At 71.3% G+C, this 22,073-nt stretch carries 20 protein-coding genes and 1 pseudogene; 3 read left to right on the forward strand and 18 right to left on the reverse strand.

The genetic code is table 11. The annotated features are described in order from the left end of the window. Nucleotides 1-2: 2 nt before the first annotated feature. From MCHLDSM_RS08675 to MCHLDSM_RS08700, 6 genes and pseudogenes are all read right to left on the reverse strand, one after another. Entirely contained in the window at nt 3-1,397 is a 1,395-nt protein-coding gene (locus tag MCHLDSM_RS08675) for an RsmB/NOP family class I SAM-dependent RNA methyltransferase (protein ID WP_048469710.1), read from the reverse strand. Further along, complete coding sequence (gene fmt, locus MCHLDSM_RS08680) at nt 1,394-2,320, reverse strand: methionyl-tRNA formyltransferase (RefSeq protein WP_048469711.1); 927 nt, start codon at nt 2,318-2,320, stop codon at nt 1,394-1,396. Before fmt ends, MCHLDSM_RS08675 begins: the two co-directional genes overlap by 4 nt. Nucleotides 2,321-2,343: 23 nt before the next feature. Next, a complete protein-coding gene (locus MCHLDSM_RS08685; protein WP_048417839.1) occupies nt 2,344-2,880 on the reverse strand; it encodes a LemA family protein in 537 nt (178 codons plus the stop codon). Beyond that, a pseudogene (locus tag MCHLDSM_RS08690) lies at nt 2,874-4,705 on the reverse strand (DUF2207 domain-containing protein). The gene MCHLDSM_RS08685 and the pseudogene MCHLDSM_RS08690 overlap by 7 nt, the downstream one beginning before the upstream one ends. Before the next feature lie 5 nt (nt 4,706-4,710). Further along, entirely contained in the window at nt 4,711-6,657 is a 1,947-nt protein-coding gene (locus tag MCHLDSM_RS08695) for a primosomal protein N' (protein ID WP_082168829.1), read from the reverse strand. 50 nt (nt 6,658-6,707) lie between these two features. After that, nucleotides 6,708-7,448 carry a lysoplasmalogenase gene (locus MCHLDSM_RS08700; RefSeq protein ID WP_048469713.1) on the reverse strand — a complete coding sequence of 247 codons (741 nt, stop codon included), beginning with the start codon at nt 7,446-7,448 and terminating at the stop codon, nt 6,708-6,710. Between the two features lie 42 nt (nt 7,449-7,490). Between MCHLDSM_RS08700 and MCHLDSM_RS08705 the strand changes: the two genes are divergently transcribed. From MCHLDSM_RS08705 to MCHLDSM_RS08715, 3 genes are read left to right on the forward strand one after another with little or no spacing between them, the layout of a single operon-like run. Then, nucleotides 7,491-8,408 carry an alpha/beta hydrolase gene (locus MCHLDSM_RS08705; protein ID WP_048469714.1) on the forward strand — a complete coding sequence of 306 codons (918 nt, stop codon included), beginning with the start codon at nt 7,491-7,493 and terminating at the stop codon, nt 8,406-8,408. A gap of 45 nt (nt 8,409-8,453) precedes the next feature. After that, complete coding sequence (locus MCHLDSM_RS37135; RefSeq protein WP_053082943.1) at nt 8,454-8,867, forward strand: hypothetical protein; 414 nt, start codon at nt 8,454-8,456, stop codon at nt 8,865-8,867. Between the two features lie 4 nt (nt 8,868-8,871). Then, a complete protein-coding gene (locus MCHLDSM_RS08715; RefSeq protein ID WP_048469715.1) occupies nt 8,872-9,126 on the forward strand; it encodes a hypothetical protein in 255 nt (84 codons plus the stop codon). Nucleotides 9,127-9,194: 68 nt separating this feature from the next. Here the strand turns inward: MCHLDSM_RS08715 and metK are convergent, their stop codons facing one another. The 12 genes from metK to pyrR all read right to left on the reverse strand — a co-directional run bounded on the left by metK (nt 9,195) and on the right by pyrR (nt 22,015). After that, nucleotides 9,195-10,403 (reverse strand): methionine adenosyltransferase, encoded by a 1,209-nt coding sequence (metK, locus tag MCHLDSM_RS08720; protein ID WP_048469716.1) that lies wholly within the window; start codon nt 10,401-10,403, stop codon nt 9,195-9,197. 126 nt (nt 10,404-10,529) lie between these two features. Continuing rightward, entirely contained in the window at nt 10,530-11,774 is a 1,245-nt protein-coding gene (coaBC, locus tag MCHLDSM_RS08725) for a bifunctional phosphopantothenoylcysteine decarboxylase/phosphopantothenate--cysteine ligase CoaBC (RefSeq protein WP_048417832.1), read from the reverse strand. 17 nt (nt 11,775-11,791) lie between these two features. Then, nucleotides 11,792-12,106, reverse strand: coding sequence for a DNA-directed RNA polymerase subunit omega (rpoZ, locus tag MCHLDSM_RS08730; protein WP_043408498.1), 315 nt, complete (start codon nt 12,104-12,106; stop codon nt 11,792-11,794). 33 nt (nt 12,107-12,139) lie between these two features. Then, a complete protein-coding gene (gmk, locus tag MCHLDSM_RS08735) occupies nt 12,140-12,706 on the reverse strand; it encodes a guanylate kinase (RefSeq protein WP_060937532.1) in 567 nt (188 codons plus the stop codon). A gap of 54 nt (nt 12,707-12,760) precedes the next feature. Then, nucleotides 12,761-13,078 carry an integration host factor, actinobacterial type gene (mihF, locus tag MCHLDSM_RS08740; protein WP_003932123.1) on the reverse strand — a complete coding sequence of 106 codons (318 nt, stop codon included), beginning with the start codon at nt 13,076-13,078 and terminating at the stop codon, nt 12,761-12,763. Nucleotides 13,079-13,443: 365 nt separating this feature from the next. Then, nucleotides 13,444-14,259 (reverse strand): orotidine-5'-phosphate decarboxylase, encoded by an 816-nt coding sequence (gene pyrF / locus MCHLDSM_RS08745; protein WP_048470245.1) that lies wholly within the window; start codon nt 14,257-14,259, stop codon nt 13,444-13,446. Between the two features lie 2 nt (nt 14,260-14,261). Then, nucleotides 14,262-17,600, reverse strand: a complete 3,339-nt coding sequence (carB, locus tag MCHLDSM_RS08750) for a carbamoyl-phosphate synthase large subunit (protein WP_048469718.1) — start codon at nt 17,598-17,600, stop codon at nt 14,262-14,264. Next, entirely contained in the window at nt 17,601-18,725 is a 1,125-nt protein-coding gene (carA, locus tag MCHLDSM_RS08755; protein WP_048469719.1) for a glutamine-hydrolyzing carbamoyl-phosphate synthase small subunit, read from the reverse strand. It abuts the gene before it with no gap. Beyond that, the gene (locus tag MCHLDSM_RS08760) at nt 18,722-19,225 is read right to left on the reverse strand and encodes a PH-like domain-containing protein (RefSeq protein WP_048469720.1); all 504 of its coding nucleotides are present in this window, start codon (nt 19,223-19,225) and stop codon (nt 18,722-18,724) included. Before MCHLDSM_RS08760 ends, carA begins: the two co-directional genes overlap by 4 nt. After that, nucleotides 19,222-20,505, reverse strand: coding sequence for a dihydroorotase (locus tag MCHLDSM_RS08765; protein WP_048469721.1), 1,284 nt, complete (start codon nt 20,503-20,505; stop codon nt 19,222-19,224). Before MCHLDSM_RS08765 ends, MCHLDSM_RS08760 begins: the two co-directional genes overlap by 4 nt. Then, nucleotides 20,502-21,449: an aspartate carbamoyltransferase catalytic subunit gene (locus MCHLDSM_RS08770; protein ID WP_048469722.1), complete on the reverse strand. Its 948-nt coding sequence runs from the start codon at nt 21,447-21,449 to the stop codon at nt 20,502-20,504. Before MCHLDSM_RS08770 ends, MCHLDSM_RS08765 begins: the two co-directional genes overlap by 4 nt. After that, nucleotides 21,446-22,015, reverse strand: coding sequence for a bifunctional pyr operon transcriptional regulator/uracil phosphoribosyltransferase PyrR (gene pyrR, locus MCHLDSM_RS08775; RefSeq protein ID WP_109788776.1), 570 nt, complete (start codon nt 22,013-22,015; stop codon nt 21,446-21,448). Before pyrR ends, MCHLDSM_RS08770 begins: the two co-directional genes overlap by 4 nt. Nucleotides 22,016-22,073: the final 58 nt, after the last annotated feature.

Consider the following 22,073-nt stretch of genomic DNA (forward strand, 5'->3'; position numbering starts at 1 on the left):
GATCAGCCTATCGGGGGGCCGGTCACCCGAAGGGCGGCGGCGAACATCGCGTCGGTGCCGTGCCGGTGGGGCCAGAGTTGCACCGACAGGCTCTCCCCCGTGTCGTCGGCCGGTTCGAACAGCGCTCGGGTGTCCAGCGCGGTGACCGGGTGGCGACGCAGCGCATCGGCCACCACGCCGGTGGTCTCGGCCAGGTGCGGTGAGCACGTCGCGTACAGCACGACGCCGCCGGGCCGGGTCAACCGGATCGCCGAGGCCAGCAGTTCCCGCTGCAGCTTGGCCAGCGGCGCCACATCACCGGGCTGGCGCCGCCAGCGCGCCTCGGGCCGTCGGCGCAGCGCGCCGAGCCCGGTGCACGGAGCGTCGACGAGGACACGGTCGAAACCCGGCGTCAGGCCGGTGTCGCGCCCGTCGACCCGGACCACGTCGACGGGGAGCCCCCGGGTGTTCTGTTCCACCAGCTCGGCTCGCCGCGGCGCGGGCTCGACGGCGGTGACGCGCGCACCGGCGGGCTGCCCCAGCGCGGCCAACAGGGCGGTCTTACCGCCCGGTCCGGCGCACAGGTCCAGCCACCGTCCGCCGTCGGCGCCGTCGAGTTCGGCCAGCGTCATCGCCCGCGCGACCAGCTGGCTGCCCTCGTCCTGCACCAGCGCCCGACCGTCCCTGACCGGGGCCAGCGCGCCGGGATCGCCCTCGCTCAGGTGGACGGCGTACGGCGAGTACCGGCCGACGGTGCCGCCCACCTGGTCCGCCAGCTCGGTCGCGGTGAGCGCACCCGGCCGCGCCACCAGGTGCACCTCGGGGCGGGCGTCGTCACTGGCCAGCAGTGCCGCCAGCTCGTGGGCCCGGGCGCCCAGCGCATCGGTGAACGCCTGGGCGACCCACCGCGGGTGCGCGTGCACGAACGCCAGATGACCGACGGGGTCCGTGGCGGCGGGCGGGGCCAGCTCCGCGACCCACGACGCCTCGTCACGGCGGGCGATGGTGCGCAGCACACCGTTGACGAAACCCGCACGCGCCGTGTCGAATTCGATACCGGCCTGCTCCACCGTGGTGGACACCGCGGCGTGGTCGTCGACGCGGGTGCGCAGGATCTGGTAGGCGCCGAGGCGCAGCAGATCCAGCAGCACCGGGTCGATCCGGTCGACGGGCCGGCCCGCAGCCGCGGCGATGATCGCGTCGAGCAGGCCGCGGGCCCGGCAGGTGCCGTAGGTCAGCTCGGTCGCGAACGCCGCGTCGCGGCCGGTGATCCCCCGGTCGCGCAGCATCGCAGGCAGTGCCAGGTTGGCGTAGGAGTCCTTCTCGGAGACCGCGCGCAGCACGTCGAAGGCGGCCCGCCGGGCCGGGTCGAGCGGGGTGCGCCGCTGCGGGCGGCGCTTGCCGGGAGGTCGCGTCATGTGGCCGAACCGATCTCGTCGAGCCGTGCGCCGCGGGCCCAGTCCGCGGCATTCATCGCTTTCTTGCCCGGGGGCTGCACGGTCTGCAGTTGCACCGCGCCCGAGCCGGTGCCGACCCGGACATGCTTCTTGTCCACCTTGAGCTCTCCGGGTCCGAGGTCCGGCTCGTCGACCACCGTCACGGGACCGACCTTGACGCGGTCCTCGCCGATCATGGTCCAGGCGCCCGGGTTCGGTGTGACGGCGCGGATCCTCCGGTCGATCACGTGCGCGGGCAGATCCCACCGGATGCGGGCGTCGTCGACGGTGATCTTCGGCGCGACGCTGACCCCGTCTGCCGGCTGGGGCACCGCGGTCAGGGTGCCGTCGGCGATGCCGTCCATCGTGGCCTCCAGCAGCGTCGCACCGGCCACCGACAGCCGGTCGAGCAGGTCGCCTGCGGTGTCGGCGGGCCGGATCGTCTCGGTGACGACGCCGTAGACCGGCCCGGAGTCGAGGCTGCGCTCGATCTGGAACGTGGTGGCGCCGGTGACCGCGTCGCCCGCGGCGATCGCGGCCTGCACGGGAGCCGCGCCGCGCCAGGCGGGCAGGATCGAGAAGTGCAGGTTCACCCACCCGTGGGTGGGCACCGCCAGCAGGTCGTCGCCGAGCAGCGCCCCGTAGGCGACCACCGCGCAGCACTCCGGCGCCAACGCGGCCAGCTCGGCGACGAACTCCGCGGAGTTGGGTCGCTCCGGGCGCAGCACAGGGATCCCGTGCTCGAGCGCGAGCTGCGCCACCGGCGACGGCGCCGGGCGGCCACGGCGGCCCGCCGCGGCGTCAGGGCGGGTGAGCACCGCGACGACGTCGTGGCGGGGCGAGGCGAGGAGCCCACGCAGGGACGGGATGGCCGGTTCCGGAGTACCGGCGAACACGAGACGCACCGGGCCAGTCTAGGAAGCAGGCCCTAGCGCGGCGTCTGGTAGTACTCCTTCTCGCCGACTTTGGTCAGCGGCGCGACGAACATCCACGGAATCGTGGTGAGCAGCCGGTTGAGGGTGGCCACCGAATCGTTGTAGTACTGCCGGGCGAACGCGAGCTTGTCCTCGGTGTCGGCGAGGTTGCGTTGCAAATCCAGGAAGTTGGCCGACGAATTCAGCTGCGGATAGCTCTGTCCCAGCGCCAGCAGCGGCGCCAGCGCCGAGTCGAGTTGCTTCTCCGCCGCGCCGCGCTGTGCCACCGAACCACCCGAGGTCGCCGACGTCAGCGCCGCCCGGGCGTCGGTGACGCGGTCGAGGATGGCCTTCTCGTGGGTGGCGAAGGTCTGCACCGTCTGGACGAGGGCGGGGATCAACGAAGCGCGCCGCGTCAGTTCGACGTCGATCCCCGACAGAGCCTCGGCGACACGGACATCGGCGGACCGGATCTTGTTGTAGCCGGCCACATATCCGATGAGCACCAGCACGACCAGCACCAGCACCACGGCGAGCAGAAAAGTCACCATGATCCACCTCCTCCTCCTCCTCCTCCGCCGCCACCGCCGCCGCCTCCGCCACTGAAGCCACCGCCGCCGCCGCTCGATGACGACGACGACTGGGAGGCGGTGTAGGCGCCGATCGACGAGGACAGCGCCGTCTCGAAACTGTCGAAGCTCGTCCCGCCGGCGCCGCCCGCCACCCCCCAGGACGAGGACGGGCTCGATGTTGTATACCAATCCGGTTGCGGTGCAGCGGTATTCGTGTATGCCTCATATTTCTTCGCCCACGCGGCCGCCACTCCGGCGGCGACGGCGAACGGGACATAGGCGATGTAGAGGTCTTTGCGTGCCGAGAAGTCGAAGCGGGTCTCCGCGGAATCGGTGGCCAGCATGCGGTGGAAACCGCCTGCGCGCGACCACAGTTCACGCCCGGCCGGGGTGCGCCGGGTGCCCACCCCGTCACGCCAGGAGCCGGCCGAGAACAGGAAGAACACCGCGAACGGCAGCGCCCACATCGTGGTCGGGAAGCCCCAGCGGAAGAATCCGCAGATCATCAGCACGAACGCGACGGCGTTGGCGGCGCGCAGCCACAGCTCCTTCTTGCGGGCCACCATCAACCCCGAGTCGATCGCCCATGCCTTGACCGCCTCGGCCATATCGGTCTTGGCCTTGTTGAGTTTCTCCCCCGACTTGGCCGTCTTCTTGGCGGCGAATTCGCTGCCGGCGTTGAGCAGTTTCAGCCGGGACGCGACGGCCAGGCTGACCTTGTCGACGCCGGACCACTGCCCGGCCCCCGCGACGCTGCGGATGTTCCACTCTTTGTCGTTGACCTGGTGCAGCGTGATGAGATCCCGCTCGGCGAGGTAGAACAGCGTCGCGGTCAGGCCGTTCTTCGGGACCGCCTCGGTGCGGATGTACTCCAGCTGCACCGGCCCGAGGCCCGGCGGGGGCGCGTACTGCAGCGGAAAGCCGGGCGGACGCTCCAGCACACTGCGGAACCACAGCACCGCCGCGGCGCCGAAGGCGATCGTCAGACCCAGCACCCACAGCACGGCGGTCACCGACTGCCCGAGGACCCGATCCCAGGTGTAGGGCCACGGCAGGCTCAGCCGCGCCGGGGTGGGCACGTCGACCCCGGCGCGCAGGGTCATCGGGGTGCGCGGCGCCAGCGACGACGCCGTGGCCACCACGGTGTTGCCGCGCGCGCGCAGTTCGTCGCACGCCCGCCCGACGCCGAAGCCGACGGAACACTGCACGGTGCCGACGTCGCCGGGCAGGGTCACGGTGATGTCGGCCCGGTCGATGCGGTTGTTCCAGGAGGGCGCGATGACGTTCCAGAAGAAGACAGAGGGGCTCGGGGCCGGGGCGCCGACGGTCTGCGCGAACTTCCGGTCAGCGCCGGTGCCGCCGGGGTCGAGTACCCCCGGAATGCGGTAGCGGAGTTCGAACACGTGGGTGCCGTCGCCCAGCGTGCGGTCGGGATCACCGATCTTGGCCACGCGGAAGCGCTTTCCGTCCTCCCACAGCATCTGGTAGGGCACCGACTGCCCGTCGAGCAGGATCGACGTCACCTCGGGCTTCTGCCGGACGTGAGAGTCGTTCTGGTTGGCCACATCCCAGTAGCGGAAGATGCCGTGACGGTCAGTGCTGTAGAACTCCGTCGTGATCGTCTCGACCGCGGTCATGTCGCCCGCGCTGTCGACCGCGGCGTTCAGGGTGAAGTCGCTGATCACCACCGGGTCTTCGGCGGGCGTGCCGGCCGAGCCGCCACCGGCGAACACACCGGCCACAGCAGTCCGAATGCGATGAGCAGCAGCGGGATCGCCGCTTTGACCACACGCCCCACCGACATGCGCCTCACCCTATGTGCAACGGGTCGATCTGGATGCGAACCGGCTCATGATCATGGCGGGCGCTCTGCACCGCACTGGCCTTGCGCAGCGCCGCCGACAGGGCCAGGCCGTCGTGGCGCGGCACCCGGGCGAGCATCCGGATGACCGGGTGCTCGTCGGCCACCCCGGCCGGCCGCCGGACCCCGACCGGCAGGTCGACGGGCCCCAGCAGGTCGGCCCCGTCGGGCAGCACCACCCCGCCCAGGAGCGCGTTGACCGCGTCGGACGTGCCGTCGACCGCGGCCATGTGCACCGCGGGGGGCAGCCCCACCTCGGTGCGCGCGTCGAGTTCGGCGTCGGCGTGACCGACCGGATCCCACCGGATCAGCGCCTGCACCGTCGGGATCGCCGACTCCGCGACCACCGCGACGACGCCACCGTCGGCACGGCTGCGTACCAGGGCCGCGGCTGCCATCCAGCGCCGCAGCGTGTCCTCGGCGGCGCGCAGGTCCTGGCGACCGAGCAGCGCCCAGCTGTCGAGCAGCAGCGCGGCGCCGTATCCGCCGTCGGCGGCCGGTTCGACACCGGGGGTGGCGACCACCACCGCGGGACGCGCAGGCACCGACTCGACGACGGCGTCGCCGCCGGAGGTCACCACCGCGACGCCCGGGAACGCGCGGCCCAGTTCTTCGGCGGTGCGGCGGGCGCCGACCACGACCGCGCGCACCGCGTCGGCGCCGCACCTGACGCAGCGCAGTGACAGCTCCTCGCGCCCGCACCACCGGCACACCGCGCCGGCGGCGTCGCGGCCGGGCAGCGACAGCGGCCCGGTGCAGTGCCGGCAGCGGGCGATGGTGCGGCACCGGGCGCACGCCAGCGCGGGCACGTAGCCGCGCCGCGGAACCTGCACCAGCACCGGGGCGCCGGAGGTCAGCGCCCGGCGGGCCGCATCCAGCGCCATCGACGGCAGCCGCGCCGTCCGCGCCGCCGCGTCGCGTTCCTGCGCGTACGCGCTGTCCTCGAGCGCGAGCACCCGCGGGGCGCAGGCCCGCACGGCCTGCCGCGACGCGGTCAGGTCGTGCGCCCACCCGCTGCGCACCAGCGCCTGGGACTCCGCGGTGCGGGCGTAGCCGCCGATCACCGCGGCGCACCGCAGCTGGTGCGCGCGCAACATCGCCACCTCGCGCGCATGCGGATACGGCGCGCGGGGCTCGGACAGCGAATCGTCGCCGTCGTCCCACAGCAGCACCAGCCCGAGATCGGCCACCGGTGCGAACACCGCGCTGCGCGTGCCGATGACCAGTCGCGCGTCGCCACGCAGCACGGCCAGCCACCGCCGGTAGCGCTCCGAGGGACCCAGCCCCGCCGACAGCGCGACCACCCGCTGCGGATCCGCCCGTTCCATGCACGCGGCGTGCAACCGGTCGACGTCACGTTGGTCGGGCACCACGGCGAGCACCGACCGGCCCGCGTTCACCGTCACCGCGGCCACCTCGGCCAGCCGGTCGGGCCACGACTCCCCCGGCAGCGCCTGCCACACCGCCCGGGCCGCCCGCCCGTCCTGCAACGCGGCGACGAACTGCGCGCCGCCGCTGTACGCCGACCAGCCCGCGGTGTCGACCGTCGCCGGCACGAACGCCTCGAGCGCGGCGGCGGGCCGCTTCTCGACGGTGGCGTGCCGCGGCGGGACGGCCAGCCGCAGCACGTCGGCACGGGTGCCCGCATACCGGGCCGCGACGGCGTCGACGAGGCGGCGCACGTCATGGGTGAGCACCGGCTCGGCGGACACCACCTTCTCCAGCCAGCCGAGCTTGCCGACATGGTCGGTGTCCGAGCGCCGCTCGAGCACGAATGCGTCGACCAGTCGGCCGTGGAAGCGGACCTTGACGCGCACCCCGGGCTGGGCGTCGTCGGACTGTTCGGCGGCGACGAGGTAATCGAAGTCACGGTCCAGGTGCGGCACCGTCAGCATCGGCAGCACCCGCGCGATCGGCTCGTGCTCGGCGGCCTGCCGGGCGCCGGTCACCCCTCGGGTCCAGCCGCGGGGACGGCCGGCCGGCCGAAGAGCAGCCCCGCGGTGATCAGTAGCAGCGACGCGGCGTAGCACCACCAGATCGGCACGGCCAGCGCCTCACTGCGCAGCACGAACTTGCTGATGCCGATCATGGCGTCGGACACCGCGAAGCACACCGCGCCCAGCGCCGTCCACGGCGTCGGCAGGTCGGCCAGTAGCGCGGTGCACACCATCGCGCCCAGCACACCGATGTACACCGTCACCGGGACGGCCATCTCCTCGGCGATCAGCCGCGGCCAGAACCACACCAGCAGCGCCGCGCAGGCCAGCACGACCACACCGGCCGCCACTGACCGCCCAGGAGTGACCACGGCCAGCGGCAGCAGCGCGGCCAGGAAGCACAGGTGCGCGATCAGGAACGCGGCCAGGCCCAGCACGAACGACGGCTCCCACCACGGCATCGCGAGCAGGAAGTCGCCCGCGGCCGAAAACAGCAGCGCGCCGACCAGCCAGCGCCGCTCCCGCAGCACCGGGTGGGTGGCCGCTGCCGCGGCGAGCAACACCGCGGCCAGCGCCTTGACCGCGGGCTGCGCCGCGAACCGGCCGGTCAGCTCGGCGCCCGCAGGAACCTGCGTCGCGGTGACGATCAGGAACACGCCGTACCCCGCCGCCACCACGGCCGCGGCCGCCCACAACGTGCGGGCGCGCGGCGCCGCGCGGCGACCGGTCACGGGCAGGGGCGTGGTCATGGGCAGAACCTACTAAAACGGGCGGACGCTACCGTGTGGGCCATGGCCGATCTCGATCCCGTACTGGCGAAGGTGCTCGCCGCTGTCCCGTTCACCCTCACCGCCGACGGCGGGCCCGCCGTGGCCCGGCAGCGCTTCGCCGAACTCCCCCGGATCCCCGTCCACCCCGAGGTCAGCACGGAGGACCACAGCGTCGACGGTCCCGCCGGCCCCGTCCCCGTGCGCGTCTACCGTCCGCCGACCGAGGCGTCGGTGCTGCCGGTGGTGATCTTCATCCACGGCGGCGCCTGGTCGGTCGGCGATCTGGACACCTACGACGCGGCGGCGCGTATCCATGCGGTCGGCGCCGACGCCGTGGTCGTCTCGGTCGACTACCGGCTGGCCCCCGAACATCCCTACCCCGCGGCGGTCGAGGACAGCTGGGCGGCGACGCAGTGGGTGGCCGCAAACGCCGGCCGCTTCGGCGGCGACCCGGAGCGCGTCGCGGTCGCCGGCGACTCCGCGGGCGGCAATCTGGCCGCCGTGATGGCGCAGCTGGCTCGCGACGCCGGCCTGCCGCTGCGCTTCCAGCTGCTGTGGTACCCGTCGACGACGTTCGACACGTCGCTGCCGTCGTTCACCGAGAACGCCGAGGCGCCGATCCTCGGTCTGGACGCGTGCAAGGCCTTCACCCGCTGGTATGTGGCGGACACCGACCTGTCGCAGCCGCCCGCCACACTGGTCCCCGCCGTCGGCGAGCTCGGCGGGCTGCCCGCCGCGTACATCGCCGTCGCCGGGCACGACCCGCTGCGCGACGACGGCATGCGGTACGCGGAACTGCTCACGGAGGCCGGCGTCGACACCGAACTGCACCACGCCGAGACGCTGGTGCACGGCTTCTTGGCCTACCACGGGGTGGTGCCCGCGGCGACGGAGGCGACCGAGCGCGCGCTCACGGCGCTGGGGACTGCACTGCAGTAGTCGTTTTTGGGATCGGTAGCCCGGGCGCGGGGCTAGCGTCCGTTCATGATCAACATTCACACGCTGCGACGCATCGGCGCCGCGGCACTGCTGACCGGGGCCGGCGCGGCGGCCGCACTGGGCTTCGGCTCGGGCGCCGCCGCCGCACTGCCCCGCGTACCGCTGCCGGCCTCGTGGCCGGGATGCCCCGAGGACAGCCCCGAGGGTCCGTGCCGCTGGTGCCCGGGTGACCCGCCGGTGCAGACCGGCAACCTCCGGGTGAACCCGGTGGTCTGGGACAACAACGTCTGCCACACCTACTGGTACGTGTACCACGGTCAGGGCAACGTGGCGGCGAACATCTTCGAGGGCGAGGCGCCGCCGGCGCCGCCACCCCCGCCGCCGAACCTCACCCCGCCGCTGCCGCCGGGATGGTGCTGGTCGCTGTTCCTGCCGACCACCAGCTGCCCGAACGGCTGAGGCCGTGACGCGCATCCTGATCGTCGGAGCGCTCGCCCTGGCCGGTGCGCTCGGCGCACCGGTCGCCGCGGCGCAGGGCCCGAGCTACCAGGGCGGCAACTGCCCGCCGGGGCTGACGTGCACCCACTGGTGCCCCGGCGACCCCGCGATCCCGGGCGGTCAGGTCCTGAGCTGGGACGGGAACGTCTGCCACGACTGGTACTGGAACTCCTACGGCATCGTCGACGTCAACGCCGGCGTGCTGTACCCGTGGAGGTGATCGTCGTCAGACGGCTCTCGTTGCGTCTGACTCCTCAACGCGGCTCGTACCTCGCCGCTTGATCGTCGTCAGACGGCGTTCTTGAGGTCGTCGATCTTGTTCAGCTGCTCCCACGGCAGCTCGATGTCGGTCCGGCCGAAGTGCCCGTACGCCGCGGTGGGCGCGTAGATCGGGCGCAGCAGGTCCAGATCGCGGACGATGGCGCCCGGTCGCAGGTCGAACACCTCGCCGATGGCCTTCTCGATCTTCACCGGGTCGACGGTCTCGGAGCCGAACGTCTCCACGAACAGGCCCACCGGGGCCGCCTTGCCGATCGCGTAGGCGACCTGGACCTCGACCCGCTCGGCGAGCCCGGCGGCGACGACGTTCTTGGCGACCCAGCGCATCGCGTACGCGGCCGAGCGGTCCACCTTCGACGGATCCTTGCCCGAGAAGGCGCCGCCACCGTGGCGGGCCCAGCCGCCGTAGGTGTCGACGATGATCTTGCGGCCGGTCAGGCCGGCGTCGCCCATCGGGCCGCCGAGCACGAACTTGCCGGTCGGGTTCACCAGCAGGCGCGGCGACGTCGTGTCGAGGGTCTCGTGGCCGAGCTCGGCCAGCACCGCGTCGATGACGTGCTGCTTGATCTCGGGCGCCAGCTGGCTCTCGAGGTCGATGCCGTCGGCGTGCTGGGTGGAGAGCACCACGGTGTCCAGCCGGACCGGGGTGGTGCCGTCGTACTGCACGGTGACCTGCGTCTTGCCGTCCGGGCGCAGGTAGTCCAGCGTGCCGTTCTTGCGGACCTCGGTCAGCTTGCGCGAGAGCCGGTGGGCCAGCGCGATCGGCAGCGGCATCAGCTCGGGGGTGTCGGCGATGGCGTAGCCGAACATCAGGCCCTGATCACCGGCGCCCTGGGCGTCCAGCGGGTCGGCCGCGCCCTCGACGCGCGTCTCGTGGGCGGTGTCGACGCCCTGCGCGATGTCCGGCGACTGGGCGCCGATACCGATGTTCACGCCGCAGGTGAGGCCGTCGAAGCCCTTGTCCGAGTGGTCGTAACCGATGTCGAGGATGCGGGCGCGCACGGTGTTGGTGATGTCGGCGAACGCCTCCTTGGCCGCCGTGGTCACCTCGCCGACGACGTGCACCTGGCCGGTCGTCACCAGCGTCTCGACCGCCACCCGGGACTTCGGATCGCCGGCGAGCAGTGCGTCGAGCACCGAGTCGCTGATGGCGTCACAGATCTTGTCCGGGTGCCCCTCGGTCACCGACTCACTGGTAAACAGCCGAGCATCACTCACGTCCGATCCCTTTCCATTTCACTCATGTCTGCGACGGCACGCAGTGCCGGGCGCCTCTAGCACCCAAGCGTGTCCCCCTGCGGCGCGCAACCTTTACGCGCAGCCGATGTCTTGTTCGCTGGCCGCTCACCCGGTGTGCAGGAAGCCGGCGATCGCGTCCACAATACGGCTCGCCATCACGGTCTTCGAACCGTGCTCCAGTGCGGACTCGTTGCCGTCGGACGACAGCAGCCAGCCGTCGTTGTGATCGACCTCGAAGGCCCGGTTCTCGCCGACCGCGTTGACGACGAGCAGATCGCACCCTTTGCGGCGGAGTTTCGCCCGGGCGTGGAACAGCACGTCGCCGTTGGCGTCCCCGGTTTCGGCGGCGAACCCGACGATGGCCCGCATGTTGGGGAGCTGTCCGTCGGCGCGGGCACGGACCGCCCCGGCGAGCACGTCGTCGTTGCGGACGAGTTCGATCGTCGGCTCGCCCTCTCCGGCCGGGCCCTTCTTGATCTTGTTGACCGCGGGGTTGGCGGGCCGGAAGTCGGCGACCGCGGCGGCCATCACGAGCACGTTCGCGTCCGGCGCGTGCTTGGACACCGCGTCACGCAGCTGTGCGGCCGACCCGACGTGCTCGACGTGGACGCCGGCGGGGTCGACGAGCCCGGCGGTGTTGCCCGCGATCAGCGTCACGTCGGCGCCGCGCTGGGCCATGACACGGGCCATCGCGTACCCCTGCTTGCCGGAGCTGCGGTTGCCGATGAACCGGACGGGGTCGATGGGTTCGCGGGTACCGCCCGCGGTCACCAGCACCTTGACCCCGGCCAGGTCGTAGGGCAGCGCGTCGCCGCGGGCGAGCAGCAGCTGGGCCAGCGTGCTGATCTCCTCGGCTTCGGGGAGTCGCCCCGGTCCGGTGTCGGCGCCGGTCAGCCGGCCCGACGCGGGTTCCATCACGACGGCGCCGCGGCGCCGCAGCGTGGCGACGTTCTCGACGGTCGCCGGGTGGAACCACATCTCGGTGTGCATGGCGGGCGCGTACAGCACCGGACACCTCGCGGTCAGCAGCGTCGCGGTGAGCAGGTCGTCGGCCCGGCCGATGGTCGCGCGGGCCAGCAGGTCGGCGGTGGCGGGTGCGACGACGACGAGATCGGCGGACTGACCGATCCGCACGTGCGGAACCTCGTGGACGTCGTCGAAGACGCCGGTGTGCACGGGGTTACCGGAGAGCGCCTCGAATGTGGCGGCGCCGACGAACTTCAGCGCCGAGTCGGTGGGGACCACCCGCACGGAGTGGCCGGCCTCGGTGAGCTGACGGACCACGGTCGCCGCCTTGTAGGCGGCGATCCCGCCGGCGACGCCGACGATGATCCGTTTGCGCTCGGCCATCCCCCGGGGCCGCGTCTCTACTCGCCCTCGGTGTGCTCGAGCAGATCCTCGTGGATCTCGCGCATCGCGATCGACAGCGGCTTCTCCTGCAGACCGGGCTCGACCAGCGGACCGACGTACTCGAGGATCCCGTCACCGAGCTGGTTGTAGTAATCATTGATCTGACGTGCGCGTTTGGCGGCGTAGATCACCAGCGCGTACTTGCTCGACGCGCGGTCCAGCAACTCGTCGATGGGCGGGTTGGTGATGCCCAACGGCGTGTCGTAGGCGCTGGCGGCGGACGGATCGAGGTCCACGGCGGCCAGCCGCGTGTCGGCGTGCGGGGTGCTCACGTAAAAGATCTCCTGGCGATTCGGATCGAGAATTCAAGACTGGTCGCGCCGCACCGGTGTGCGGGCCACCAGCAAGGATACCAACGCAGCGCAGGCCGATTCCAATTCGCTGTTGACGACGACCTCGTCGAAGTCGCCCTGCGCGGCCAATTCGGTGCGTGCGGTCGCCAATCGGCGGGCCATCACCTCAGGCGTCTCGGTGCCCCGGCCGGTGAGCCGGCGTTCGAGAGTCTGCCAATCGGGCGGGGCCAGGAAGACCGTGACGGCCTCCGGCATCGCCTTCTTGACCGCTCGTGCCCCGGCCAGATCGACCTCGATGAGGACCGGCCGGCCGGCGGCGGTGGCCGCGCGGACGGGGGCTGAGGGCGTCCCCGAGCGGTGCAAACCGCCGTGGATCTCCGCCCATTCCAGCAGCTCGCCGGCATCGATGAGGTGCTGGAATTCGGTGGGCGTGACGAACGTGTAGTCCACGCCGTCGCGCTCGCCGGGGCGCGGCGCCCGCGTCGTCACCGAGACGCTGAAGTACAGGTCAGCGACGCGGTCCCGCAGGCAGCGGACGACCGTGGACTTGCCGACGGCAGACGGGCCGGACAGCACCATGACCGGAGCCTGTGGGTGCGTGTCCGGCCCTCCGCCTTCGCTCACTGACCCCTCTTACGAGAAGTCGAACTTTTCCAGCAGGGCCTTGCGCTGACGATCACCCAGGCCACGCAGCCTGCGGGTCGGGGCGATCTCGAGCTCGGTCATGATCTCCTGCGCCTTGACCTTGCCGACCTTGGGCAGCGCCTCCAGCAGAGCGGAGACCTTCATCTTGCCCAAGACCTCGTCGGTCTCGGCGTCCTTGAGAACCTGCTTGAGGTTGGTGCCGCCGCGCTTGAGCCGATCCTTGAGCTCGGCTCGGGCTCGACGTGCGGCAGCAGCCTTCTCCAACGCTGCCGCGCGCTGTTCGTCGGTCAACTGGGGAAGGGCCACGGGTTCCTCCGTCTCGTCACCATCTGTTTTTCTCTCGGCCGGTCGTGGTGGATCGCGAACCGGCCAGCGTGGACGACCGTACCCACGCAGGCTGACGAAAGCTAACCCCACCCCCGGGTTCTGCGATCAAAAGCCCAGCGTGTAGGGCGCAAAGGGGCCAGCGCGGGGATCGGCGCGTCGCCGGGAGCCGGGATTGCCGAAATCGCCTGATCGGACGGAAATGCCTGCATATCGGCGGTTTTGCGGTCACCGACCCGCAACCACTGCCGCCCCGACGGGCACCGGTGTGCGTCACACCCGCCCCAGGCGGGTGAGCCGAGAAATTTTCCCAGGTCAGTCGCCGTCGGGCGTGTCGCACAGATCGTTCAACCCTGCAGGTGCGCGACCGCGTCGCGCATCGACTCGGCGGCGCCGCGCAGCGCCGCGACGTCCGGTCCGGCCCGCAGCACCTCGCGGGACACGGCGGGCAACAGCTGGCCCGGCCGGGCCCCGCCCAGCCCCGCCAGCGCGTCGGGACGGCCGCCCTGGGCGCCGACGCCCGGCACCAGCACGGGACCGCCGAGACCGCTCACGTCGGGCGGGTCGGTCAGCGTGGCGCCGACGACCACCCCAACCGACCCGGCCTGTGCGCCCGCGTTGGCCGCGGCGGCGGCGTCGACGATCGACTGGGCGACGGTGCGCCCGCCGGCGTCGGCGCGCTGCACGGAGGCGCCCTCGGGGTTGGAGGTGGCCGCGAGCACGAAGACGCCGCGGTCATGCGCGAGCGCGGTGTCCAGCAGCGGCTGAAGCGAGCCGAACCCCAGATAGGGCGAGGCCGTCACCGCGTCGGCGGCCAGCGGCGAGTCGCCGGCCCACGCCGCGGCGTAGGCCGCCATCGTCGAGCCGATGTCGCCGCGTTTGGCGTCGGCGAGCACCAGCACCCCCTCGGCGCGCAGCGCCGCGATCGTGTGCTCGAGAACCGCGAAGCCCGCCGAGCCGTACGCCTCGAAGAACGCCACCTGCGGTTTGACCACGGCGACGCCGGCGAACGCAGTCACGCAGATGTCGCTGAAGCGGGCCAACCCGTCGGCGTCGGTGCCCAGCCCCCAGGCACGCAGCAACTCGGGGTGCGGGTCGATGCCCAGGCACAGCGGGCCGCGCTGCGCCATCGCGCCGGACAGGCGGTCACCGAACCCGCCCACGCTCACGACCCCAGCGCGCTGTGCAGGTCCTGCAGCGACATCACGCCGATGTCGCCGCGAATGCTCGCCTCGATGCCCTGCACCGCGGCCGAGGCGCCCTGCACGGTCGTCACGCACGGGATGTTCATCGCGACCGCGGCCGACCGGATCTCGTAGCCGTCGATGCGCGGGCCGGAGTTGCCGTACGGGGTGTTGATCACCATCTGCACCTCCCCCGCCTTGATCGCGTCGACCGCCGACAACGCGGGCCGGTCCGGGCTCGGCTCTTCGAAGTGCTTGCGCACCTCGTCGCACGGAATCCCGTTGCGCCGCAACATCTCCGCAGTGCCCTCGGTGGCCAGGATGTGGAAGCCGAGGTCGGCGAGACGCTTCACCGGGAACACCAGCGAGCGCTTGTCGCGGTTGGCGACCGACACGAACACGGTGCCCCGGGCGGGCAGCGAGCCGTAGGCGGCGGTCTGGCTCTTGGCGAACGCGCTGCCGAAGTCGTGGGCGATGCCCATCACCTCGCCGGTGGACTTCATCTCGGGTCCGAGCAGCGAGTCGATCTGGCTGCCGTCGTGCTTGCGGAACCGGTGGAACGGCAGCACGGCTTCTTTCACGGCCACCGGTGCGTTGCGCGGCACGGTGGCCCCGTCGCCCTCGGCCACCAGCAGGCCTTCCTCGCGCAGCCCGGCGATCGTGGCGCCGAGCATGATCCGCGCGCAGGCCTTGGCCAGCGGCACCGCCGTCGCCTTGGAGACGAACGGCACCGTCCGGCTGGCGCGCGGGTTGGCTTCCAGCACGTAGAGCACGTCGTCCTTGAGGGCGTACTGAACGTTGAGCAGGCCGACCACCCCGACGCCGAACGCGATCGCCTCGGTGGCGCGCCGGACCGCTTCGATGTCGCTGCGGCCCAGCGTGACCGGCGGGAGCGCGCACGCGGAGTCGCCGGAGTGGATCCCGGCCTCCTCGATGTGCTCCATGATGCCGCCGATGTAGACCTCGGCGCCGTCGCACAGGGCGTCGACGTCGATCTCGATCGCGTCCTCGAGGAAGCGGTCGACGAGGACGGGATGCTCGGGCGAGAGTTGGGTGGCCCGGGTGATGTAGCCCTCGAGTGTCTCGTCGTCGTAGACGATCTCCATGCCTCGCCCGCCCAGCACGTAGGACGGCCGCACCAGCACCGGGTAACCGATGTCGGCGGCGATGCGCCGGGCCTGATCGAAGCTGGTCGCCATTCCGAACCGCGGCGCGGGCAGGCCGGCCCTGCGCAGCACCTCACCGAACTCACCGCGGTCCTCGGCCAGGTCGATGGCCTCGGGCAGCGTGCCGACGATCGGCACCCCGGCTTTCTCCAGCCGTGCGGCCAGCCCGAGCGGCGTCTGACCGCCGAGCTGGACGATGACGCCGACCACCCCGGGCCCGCCGCGGCCTGAGTACTGCTCGGCGAAGTAGATCTCGAGCACGTCCTCGAACGTCAGCGGCTCGAAGTAGAGCCGATCTGCGGTGTCGTAGTCCGTCGAGACGGTCTCGGGGTTGCAGTTGATCATCACCGTCTCGAACCCGGCCTGGCTCAACGTGGTCGCGGCGTGCACGCAGCTGTAGTCGAACTCGATGCCCTGCCCGATGCGGTTGGGCCCCGATCCGAGGATCAGCACCTTCGGCTTCTCGGCCTGCGGGGCCACCTCGCTCTCGGCGGCGGGGTCGAGCTCGTAGCTGCTGTAGTGGTACGGCGTCTTGGCTTCGAATTCCGCGGCGCAGGTGTCGACGGTCTTGAACACCGGATGGATGCCGAGCCGCTGCCGCAGCGACCGCACGCCCATCTCGCCGGCCAGTTCCGGTCGCAGCGCGGCGATCTGGCGGTCGGAGAGCCCGTTGTGCTTGCTGCGCCGCAGCAGTTCCTCGCCGAGCACCGGCGCGTCGATCAACTCGGCGCGCAGGTCGACGAGACCGCTGATCTGGTCGACGAACCAGGGGTCCACCCCGGACGCCTCGGCGACCTGTTCGACGCTGGCGCCCAGGCGCAGCGCGTACTCGATGTCGTAGAGCCGGCCGTCGGTCGGGGTGCGCAGCCGCTCGAGCACCTCGTCGACGTCGCCCTCGATGTCGTCGCCGGTCCAGAACCCGGTGCGGCTGGTCTCCAGCGAGCGCATCACCTTGCCGAGCGCCTCGACGAAGTTGCGGCCCAGCGACATCGCCTCGCCCACCGACTTCATCGTCGTGGTCAGCGTGGCGTCGGCGCCGGGGAACTTCTCGAACGCGAACCGCGGCGCCTTGACCACGACGTAGTCCAGCGTCGGCTCGAAGCAGGCCGGCGTCTCCTTGGTGATGTCGTTGACGATCTCGTCGAGCGTGTAGCCGATGGCCAGCTTGGCGGCGATCTTCGCGATCGGGAAGCCGGTCGCCTTGGACGCCAGGGCGCTGGACCGGGACACCCGGGGGTTCATCTCGATGACGATGAGCCGGCCGTCTTTGGGGTTGACGGCGAACTGGATGTTGCAGCCGCCGGTGTCGACGCCGACCTCGCGCAGGATCTCGATGCCCAGGGTGCGCATCGTCTGGTATTCGCGGTCGGTGAGCGTCATCGCCGGGGCGACGGTCACCGAGTCACCGGTGTGCACGCCCATCGGGTCGAAGTTCTCGATCGAGCACACCACCACGACGTTGTCGTGGCCGTCGCGCATCAGCTCGAGCTCGTATTCCTTCCATCCGTAGATGGACTCCTCGATCAGCACGTTCGCCGACGGTGACGCGGCAAGCCCGTCACCGGCCATCCGTTCGACGTCCTCGGCGGAGTGCGCCATGCCCGAACCGAGGCCGCCCATCGTGAAGCTGGGCCGCACCACGACCGGCAGTCCCAGGTCGGCGACGGTCTCGCGGACTTCGTCCATCGTGAAACACACGCGGCTGCGCGCGGATTCGCCACCGACCTTGCTGACGATGTCCTTGAACTTCTGCCGGTCCTCGCCGCGCTGGATCGCCTCGAAGTCGGCGCCGATCAGTTCGACGCCGTAGCGATCGAGTGCGCCGTTCTCGTACAGCTTGACCGCGGTGTTCAGCGCGGTCTGCCCGCCCAGGGTGGCCAGCAGCGCGTCGATCTTGTGGCCGCGCTCGGCCTGCTGGGCGATCACCGTCTCCACGAACTCGGCGGTGATCGGTTCGACGTAGGTGTGGTCGGCGAACTCGGGGTCGGTCATGATCGTCGCCGGATTGGAGTTGATCAGCGTGACCTCGAGGCCCTCGGCCCGCAGCACCCGGCAGGCCTGCGTGCCGGAGTAGTCGAACTCCGCGGCCTGGCCGATCAGGATCGGTCCCGAGCCGATCACCAGGATGTGGTTGAGGTCTGTGCGGCGTGGCATCTACTTCTCTCCCGCCATCAGGTCGATGAATTGGTCGAACAGGTAGTTCGCGTCGCGGGGGCCCGCAGCGGCTTCGGGGTGGTACTGCACCGAGTACGCCCGCTTGTTCGCCAGCGCGATCCCTTCGACCACACCGTCGTTGGCGCAGGTGTGGGTCACCACCGCCCGGCCGAACGGGGTGTCGAACTCTTCGCCGGCCTCCCCCTCGAGCGCGAACCCGTGGTTCTGCGCGGTGATCGCCACCCGTCCGGTGGCGTGGTCCATCACGGGGATGTTGATGCCGCGGTGGCCGAAGGTCATCTTGTAGGTCGACCGGCCCAGCGCCCGGCCCAGGATCTGGTTGCCGAAGCAGATGCCGAACAGCGGTACACCGGCGTCGATCACCTGGCGGGTCACCTCGACGACGTGGTCGGCGGTGGCCGGATCCCCCGGGCCGTTGGACAGGAACACCCCGTCGGGACGCAGGTCGGCGATCTCGGCGAAGCCCGCCGACGAGGGCAGCACGTGGGTGCGGATGCCGCGCTCGGAGAAGTTGCGCGGGGTGTTGGTCTTGATACCGAGATCCAGTGCGACGACGGTGAAGCGCTGCTGCCCTTGCGGTTCCACCACATAGCGGTCGTCGGTGCTGACCTCGCCGGCCAGATCGGCGCCGAGCATCGCGGCCTGCCCGCGGACCCGGGCGAGCAGTTGCTCGGTGTCGGCCAGCGCCGCGCCGCTGAACACGCCTGCCTTCATCGACCCGCGGCTGCGCAGGTGCCGGACGACGGCGCGGGTGTCGATCCCGGCGATCCCGACGACACCCTGGCGCGTCAACTCGTCGTCGAGGGTTCCGGTGGCCCGCCAGTTCGACGCGCGCGGCGACGGATCGCGCACCGCGTAGCCGGCGACCCAGATCTTGTCGCCCCGACTCTCGCTGTCCTCGCGGTTCCAGCCGGTGTTGCCGATCTGCGGCGCGGTGGCCACCACGATCTGCCGGTGGTAGCTCGGATCGGTCAGGGTCTCCTGGTAGCCCGACATGCCCGTCGAGAACACGGCCTCGCCGAGCGTCTCGCCGACCGCGCCGAACGGTGTGCCGGTGAAGACCCGGCCGTCCTCGAGCACGAGCACGGCTCTGTCCTCTGTCATGCAACCTCCTCCGGAAGCCATCTCGAATACTCGCGCCGGTCGTCGGCGCGGAAGCCGGTGTCGATCTCCACTCCCGTGGGCAGTCGCCAGCGGATGGCGAGAATGCCCTCGTGGGTCAGCGCCTTGCCCGCGAGGCTCTTCTCGGCGCGGATCGCGGTGATCGCGTCCTCGGGAATCCAGATCGGTCCGGCGCCGGTGCGCTGCACCATGATTCCCTCGGGGTAGCGGGTGAGCACCGCTTTGGCTCGGAAGCCCAGGTCGCTCGCGGCGACGCGGTCGTTCCAGTTCGGGACGAGCGTGCTGCCGATGTAGAGCCCCTTGGTGGGGGCGACGGTCGCCGAGCCCACCGTGTCGGGCAGCGACGGCAACGTGCCGATGAGTTCCGCCTGGCGCTCGGCGCGGCGCCGCCAGCCGCGCAGCATCGCCCCGATCAGGATCGCGATGATCAGCGCCAGCACTGCGGCCATGATCAGCGAGGCGACCAGTGTTCCGGTGTTCATGCGCCGGCCTTCCCGTCGCGGGCCGTGATCGTGCCGCGCAGCAGCGTCGCCGTCACCACGGCGGGAAACTCCATGTCCTCGTACGGGGTGTTGCCGGAGCGGCTGGCGAGCTGTGAACCACGGACCGTCCAGACGGCGTCCGGGTCCACGACCGTCAGGTTCGCCGGCTCCCCGACCTCCAGCGGCCTGCCCTGATCCGGCAGGCCGACGATGCGCGCCGGCGCCTCGCTCATCACCCGGGCGACGTCACGCCAGGTCAGCAGGCCGGGCCGGACCATCGTCTGGACGACCACGGACAGTGCCGTCTGCAGGCCGAGCATGCCGGGCCGCGCGTTGGCGAACTCGCACATCTTCTCGTGCTCGGCGTGGGGCGCGTGATCGGTTGCGACACAGTCGATCACGCCGTCAGCGAGCGCCTGGCGCAGCGCGACGGCGTCGGACGCTTCACGCAGCGGCGGGTTGACCCGGTTGCGCCCGTCGTAGGACTCCAGCCGGGAGTCGTCGAGCAGCAGGTGGTGCGGGGTGACCTCGGCGGTGATCGAGACGCCCTGCTCCTTGGCCCACCGGATGAGCTCGACGGTGCCGGCGGTCGAGGCGTGGCAGATGTGCACGCGTGCACCGGCGTCGCGGGCCAGCAGCGCGTCGCGGGCGACGATGGATTCCTCGGCGGCGCGAGGCCAGCCGGCGAGTCCCAGCCGGGCGGCGTGGGGGCCCTCGTGAGCGACGGCGCCGACGGTCAGCCGCGGCTCCTCGGCGTGCTGGGCGATCAGGACGCCCAGGCCGGAGGCGTACTCGAGGGCGCGGCGCATCACCAGCGGATCGTCGACGCACACCCCGTCGTCGGAGAACATCCGTACCTGCCCGATGCCCGCGGCCATCAGGCCCATCTCGGTGAGCTGCTTGCCCTGCAGCCCGACGGTGACGGCGCCGACCGGGTGAACGTCGACCAGCCCGACCTGCCGGCCGCGCTGCCACACGTGGTCGGTGACCACGACGCTGTCGGCGACCGGATCGGTGTTCGCCATCGCGAAGACCGCGGTGTAGCCGCCCAGAGCGGCTGCGGCAGAGCCGGTTTCGATGTCCTCCGCGTATTCGCGTCCCGGCTCACGCAGGTGGGTGTGCAGGTCGACGAAGCCGGGCAGCAGGATCTGACCGGCGGCGTCGATGGCCTCGTCCCCGGTCAGTCCCGAGCCGATCTCCAGGATCTGCCCGTCTCCGACCAGCACGTCGACGGGTTCGCCCTCGCCGTAGAGCCGGACGCCGGTGAGTACGATGGTCATGCGCTGATCGCCTCCATTTCGGCGCCGACGAGCAGGTGGAACAGCACGGCCATCCGGACGTGCACGCCGTTGGAAACCTGTTGCAGCACTGCCGATTGCGGGGAGTCAGCCACCGAGTACGCGATCTCCATGCCGCGCAGCATCGGGCCCGGGTGCAGCACGACGGCGTGGTCGGCCAGCTGCGCCTGCCGCTTCTCCGACAGTCCGTAGCGCACCGAGTATTCGCGCGAGGACGGGAAGAAACCACCGTTCATCCGCTCGGCCTGCACGCGCAGCATCAGCACGGCGTCGGCGAGCGGCAGTTCGGCGTCGAGTTCGTGCGACACGCTGACCGGCCATCCGCTGACGCCGACGGGCAGCAGGGTGGGCGGGGCGACCAGCACCACCTCGGCGCCGAGCGTGTGCAGCAGCGCCACGTTGGACCGGGCGACCCGGCTGTGCAGAACGTCGCCGACGATCACCACCCGCCTGCCCTCGATCCCGCCGAGGCGCTGCCGGATGGTCAGCGCGTCGAGCAGCGCCTGGGTCGGGTGCTCGTGGGTGCCGTCGCCGGCGTTGATGACCGACGGGCCGCCGTCCTCGTCGACCGTCCAGGCGGCGAGCTGCTGGGCCGCGCCGGAGGCGGGATGGCGGATGATCAGCGCGTCGGCGCCGGCGGCGCGCAGTGTCAGCGCGGTGTCGCGCAACGATTCGCCTTTGGACACAGACGATCCCGACGCGCTGACGTTGATGACGTCGGCGCTCATCCACTTGCCGGCCACCTCGAACGACACCCGGGTGCGGGTGGAGTTCTCGTAGAACATCGTGATGATGGTGCGGCCGCGCAGCGTCGGCAGCTTCTTGACCTCCCGGCCGAGCAGCGCCTCGCGGAACCGGTCGGCGTCGTCGAGGATCGCGGTGGCGTCGTCGCGGCTCAGGTCGGCCGCGGTCAGCAGATGTTTCACCTCGTCGGCCCTCCGTACGGCGCGATGGAAATCCCATCGGCTCCATCATTTTCGGTGAGCCGGACCTTGACGTTCTCGCTGCGCGAGGTCGGCACGTTCTTGCCGACGTAGTCGGCCCGGATCGGTAGCTCGCGGTGGCCGCGGTCCACCAGCACCGCCAGCTGCACCGCGCGGGGCCGGCCCAGGTCACGCAACGCGTCGAGCGCGGAGCGGACCGACCGGCCGGTGTAGAGCACGTCGTCGACGAGGATCACCAGCGCGCCGTCGATGCCGCCGGGCGGGATCGACGTCGGGGCCAGCGCCCGGGGCGGCTTGGACATCAGGTCGTCGCGGTACAGCGTGGTGTCCAGCGCGCCGTGGGCGACCTCGGTCTGACTGAATTCGGCGATGTTGCGCGCCAGGCGGGTGGCCAAGGTCACGCCTCGGGTGGGGATGCCCAGCAGGATGACTCGCGGTGCGTCGGGGGCGTCGAGCGCGGTCTTCTCGATGATCTGATGGGCGATGCGGGCGATCGTTCGACTCACGTCCGCCGCGGACATCAATTCCCGGTCACTGGTGGCAGCCACAGGTAACCCGGACCTCCTTCTCCGCCTCACGGGACGGTCGTTAAAGGACGGTCAAACC

It is taken from the genome of Mycolicibacterium chlorophenolicum (genome assembly GCF_001044235.1).
GTDB classification, from domain to species: Bacteria; Actinomycetota; Actinomycetes; order Mycobacteriales; family Mycobacteriaceae; genus Mycobacterium; species Mycobacterium chlorophenolicum.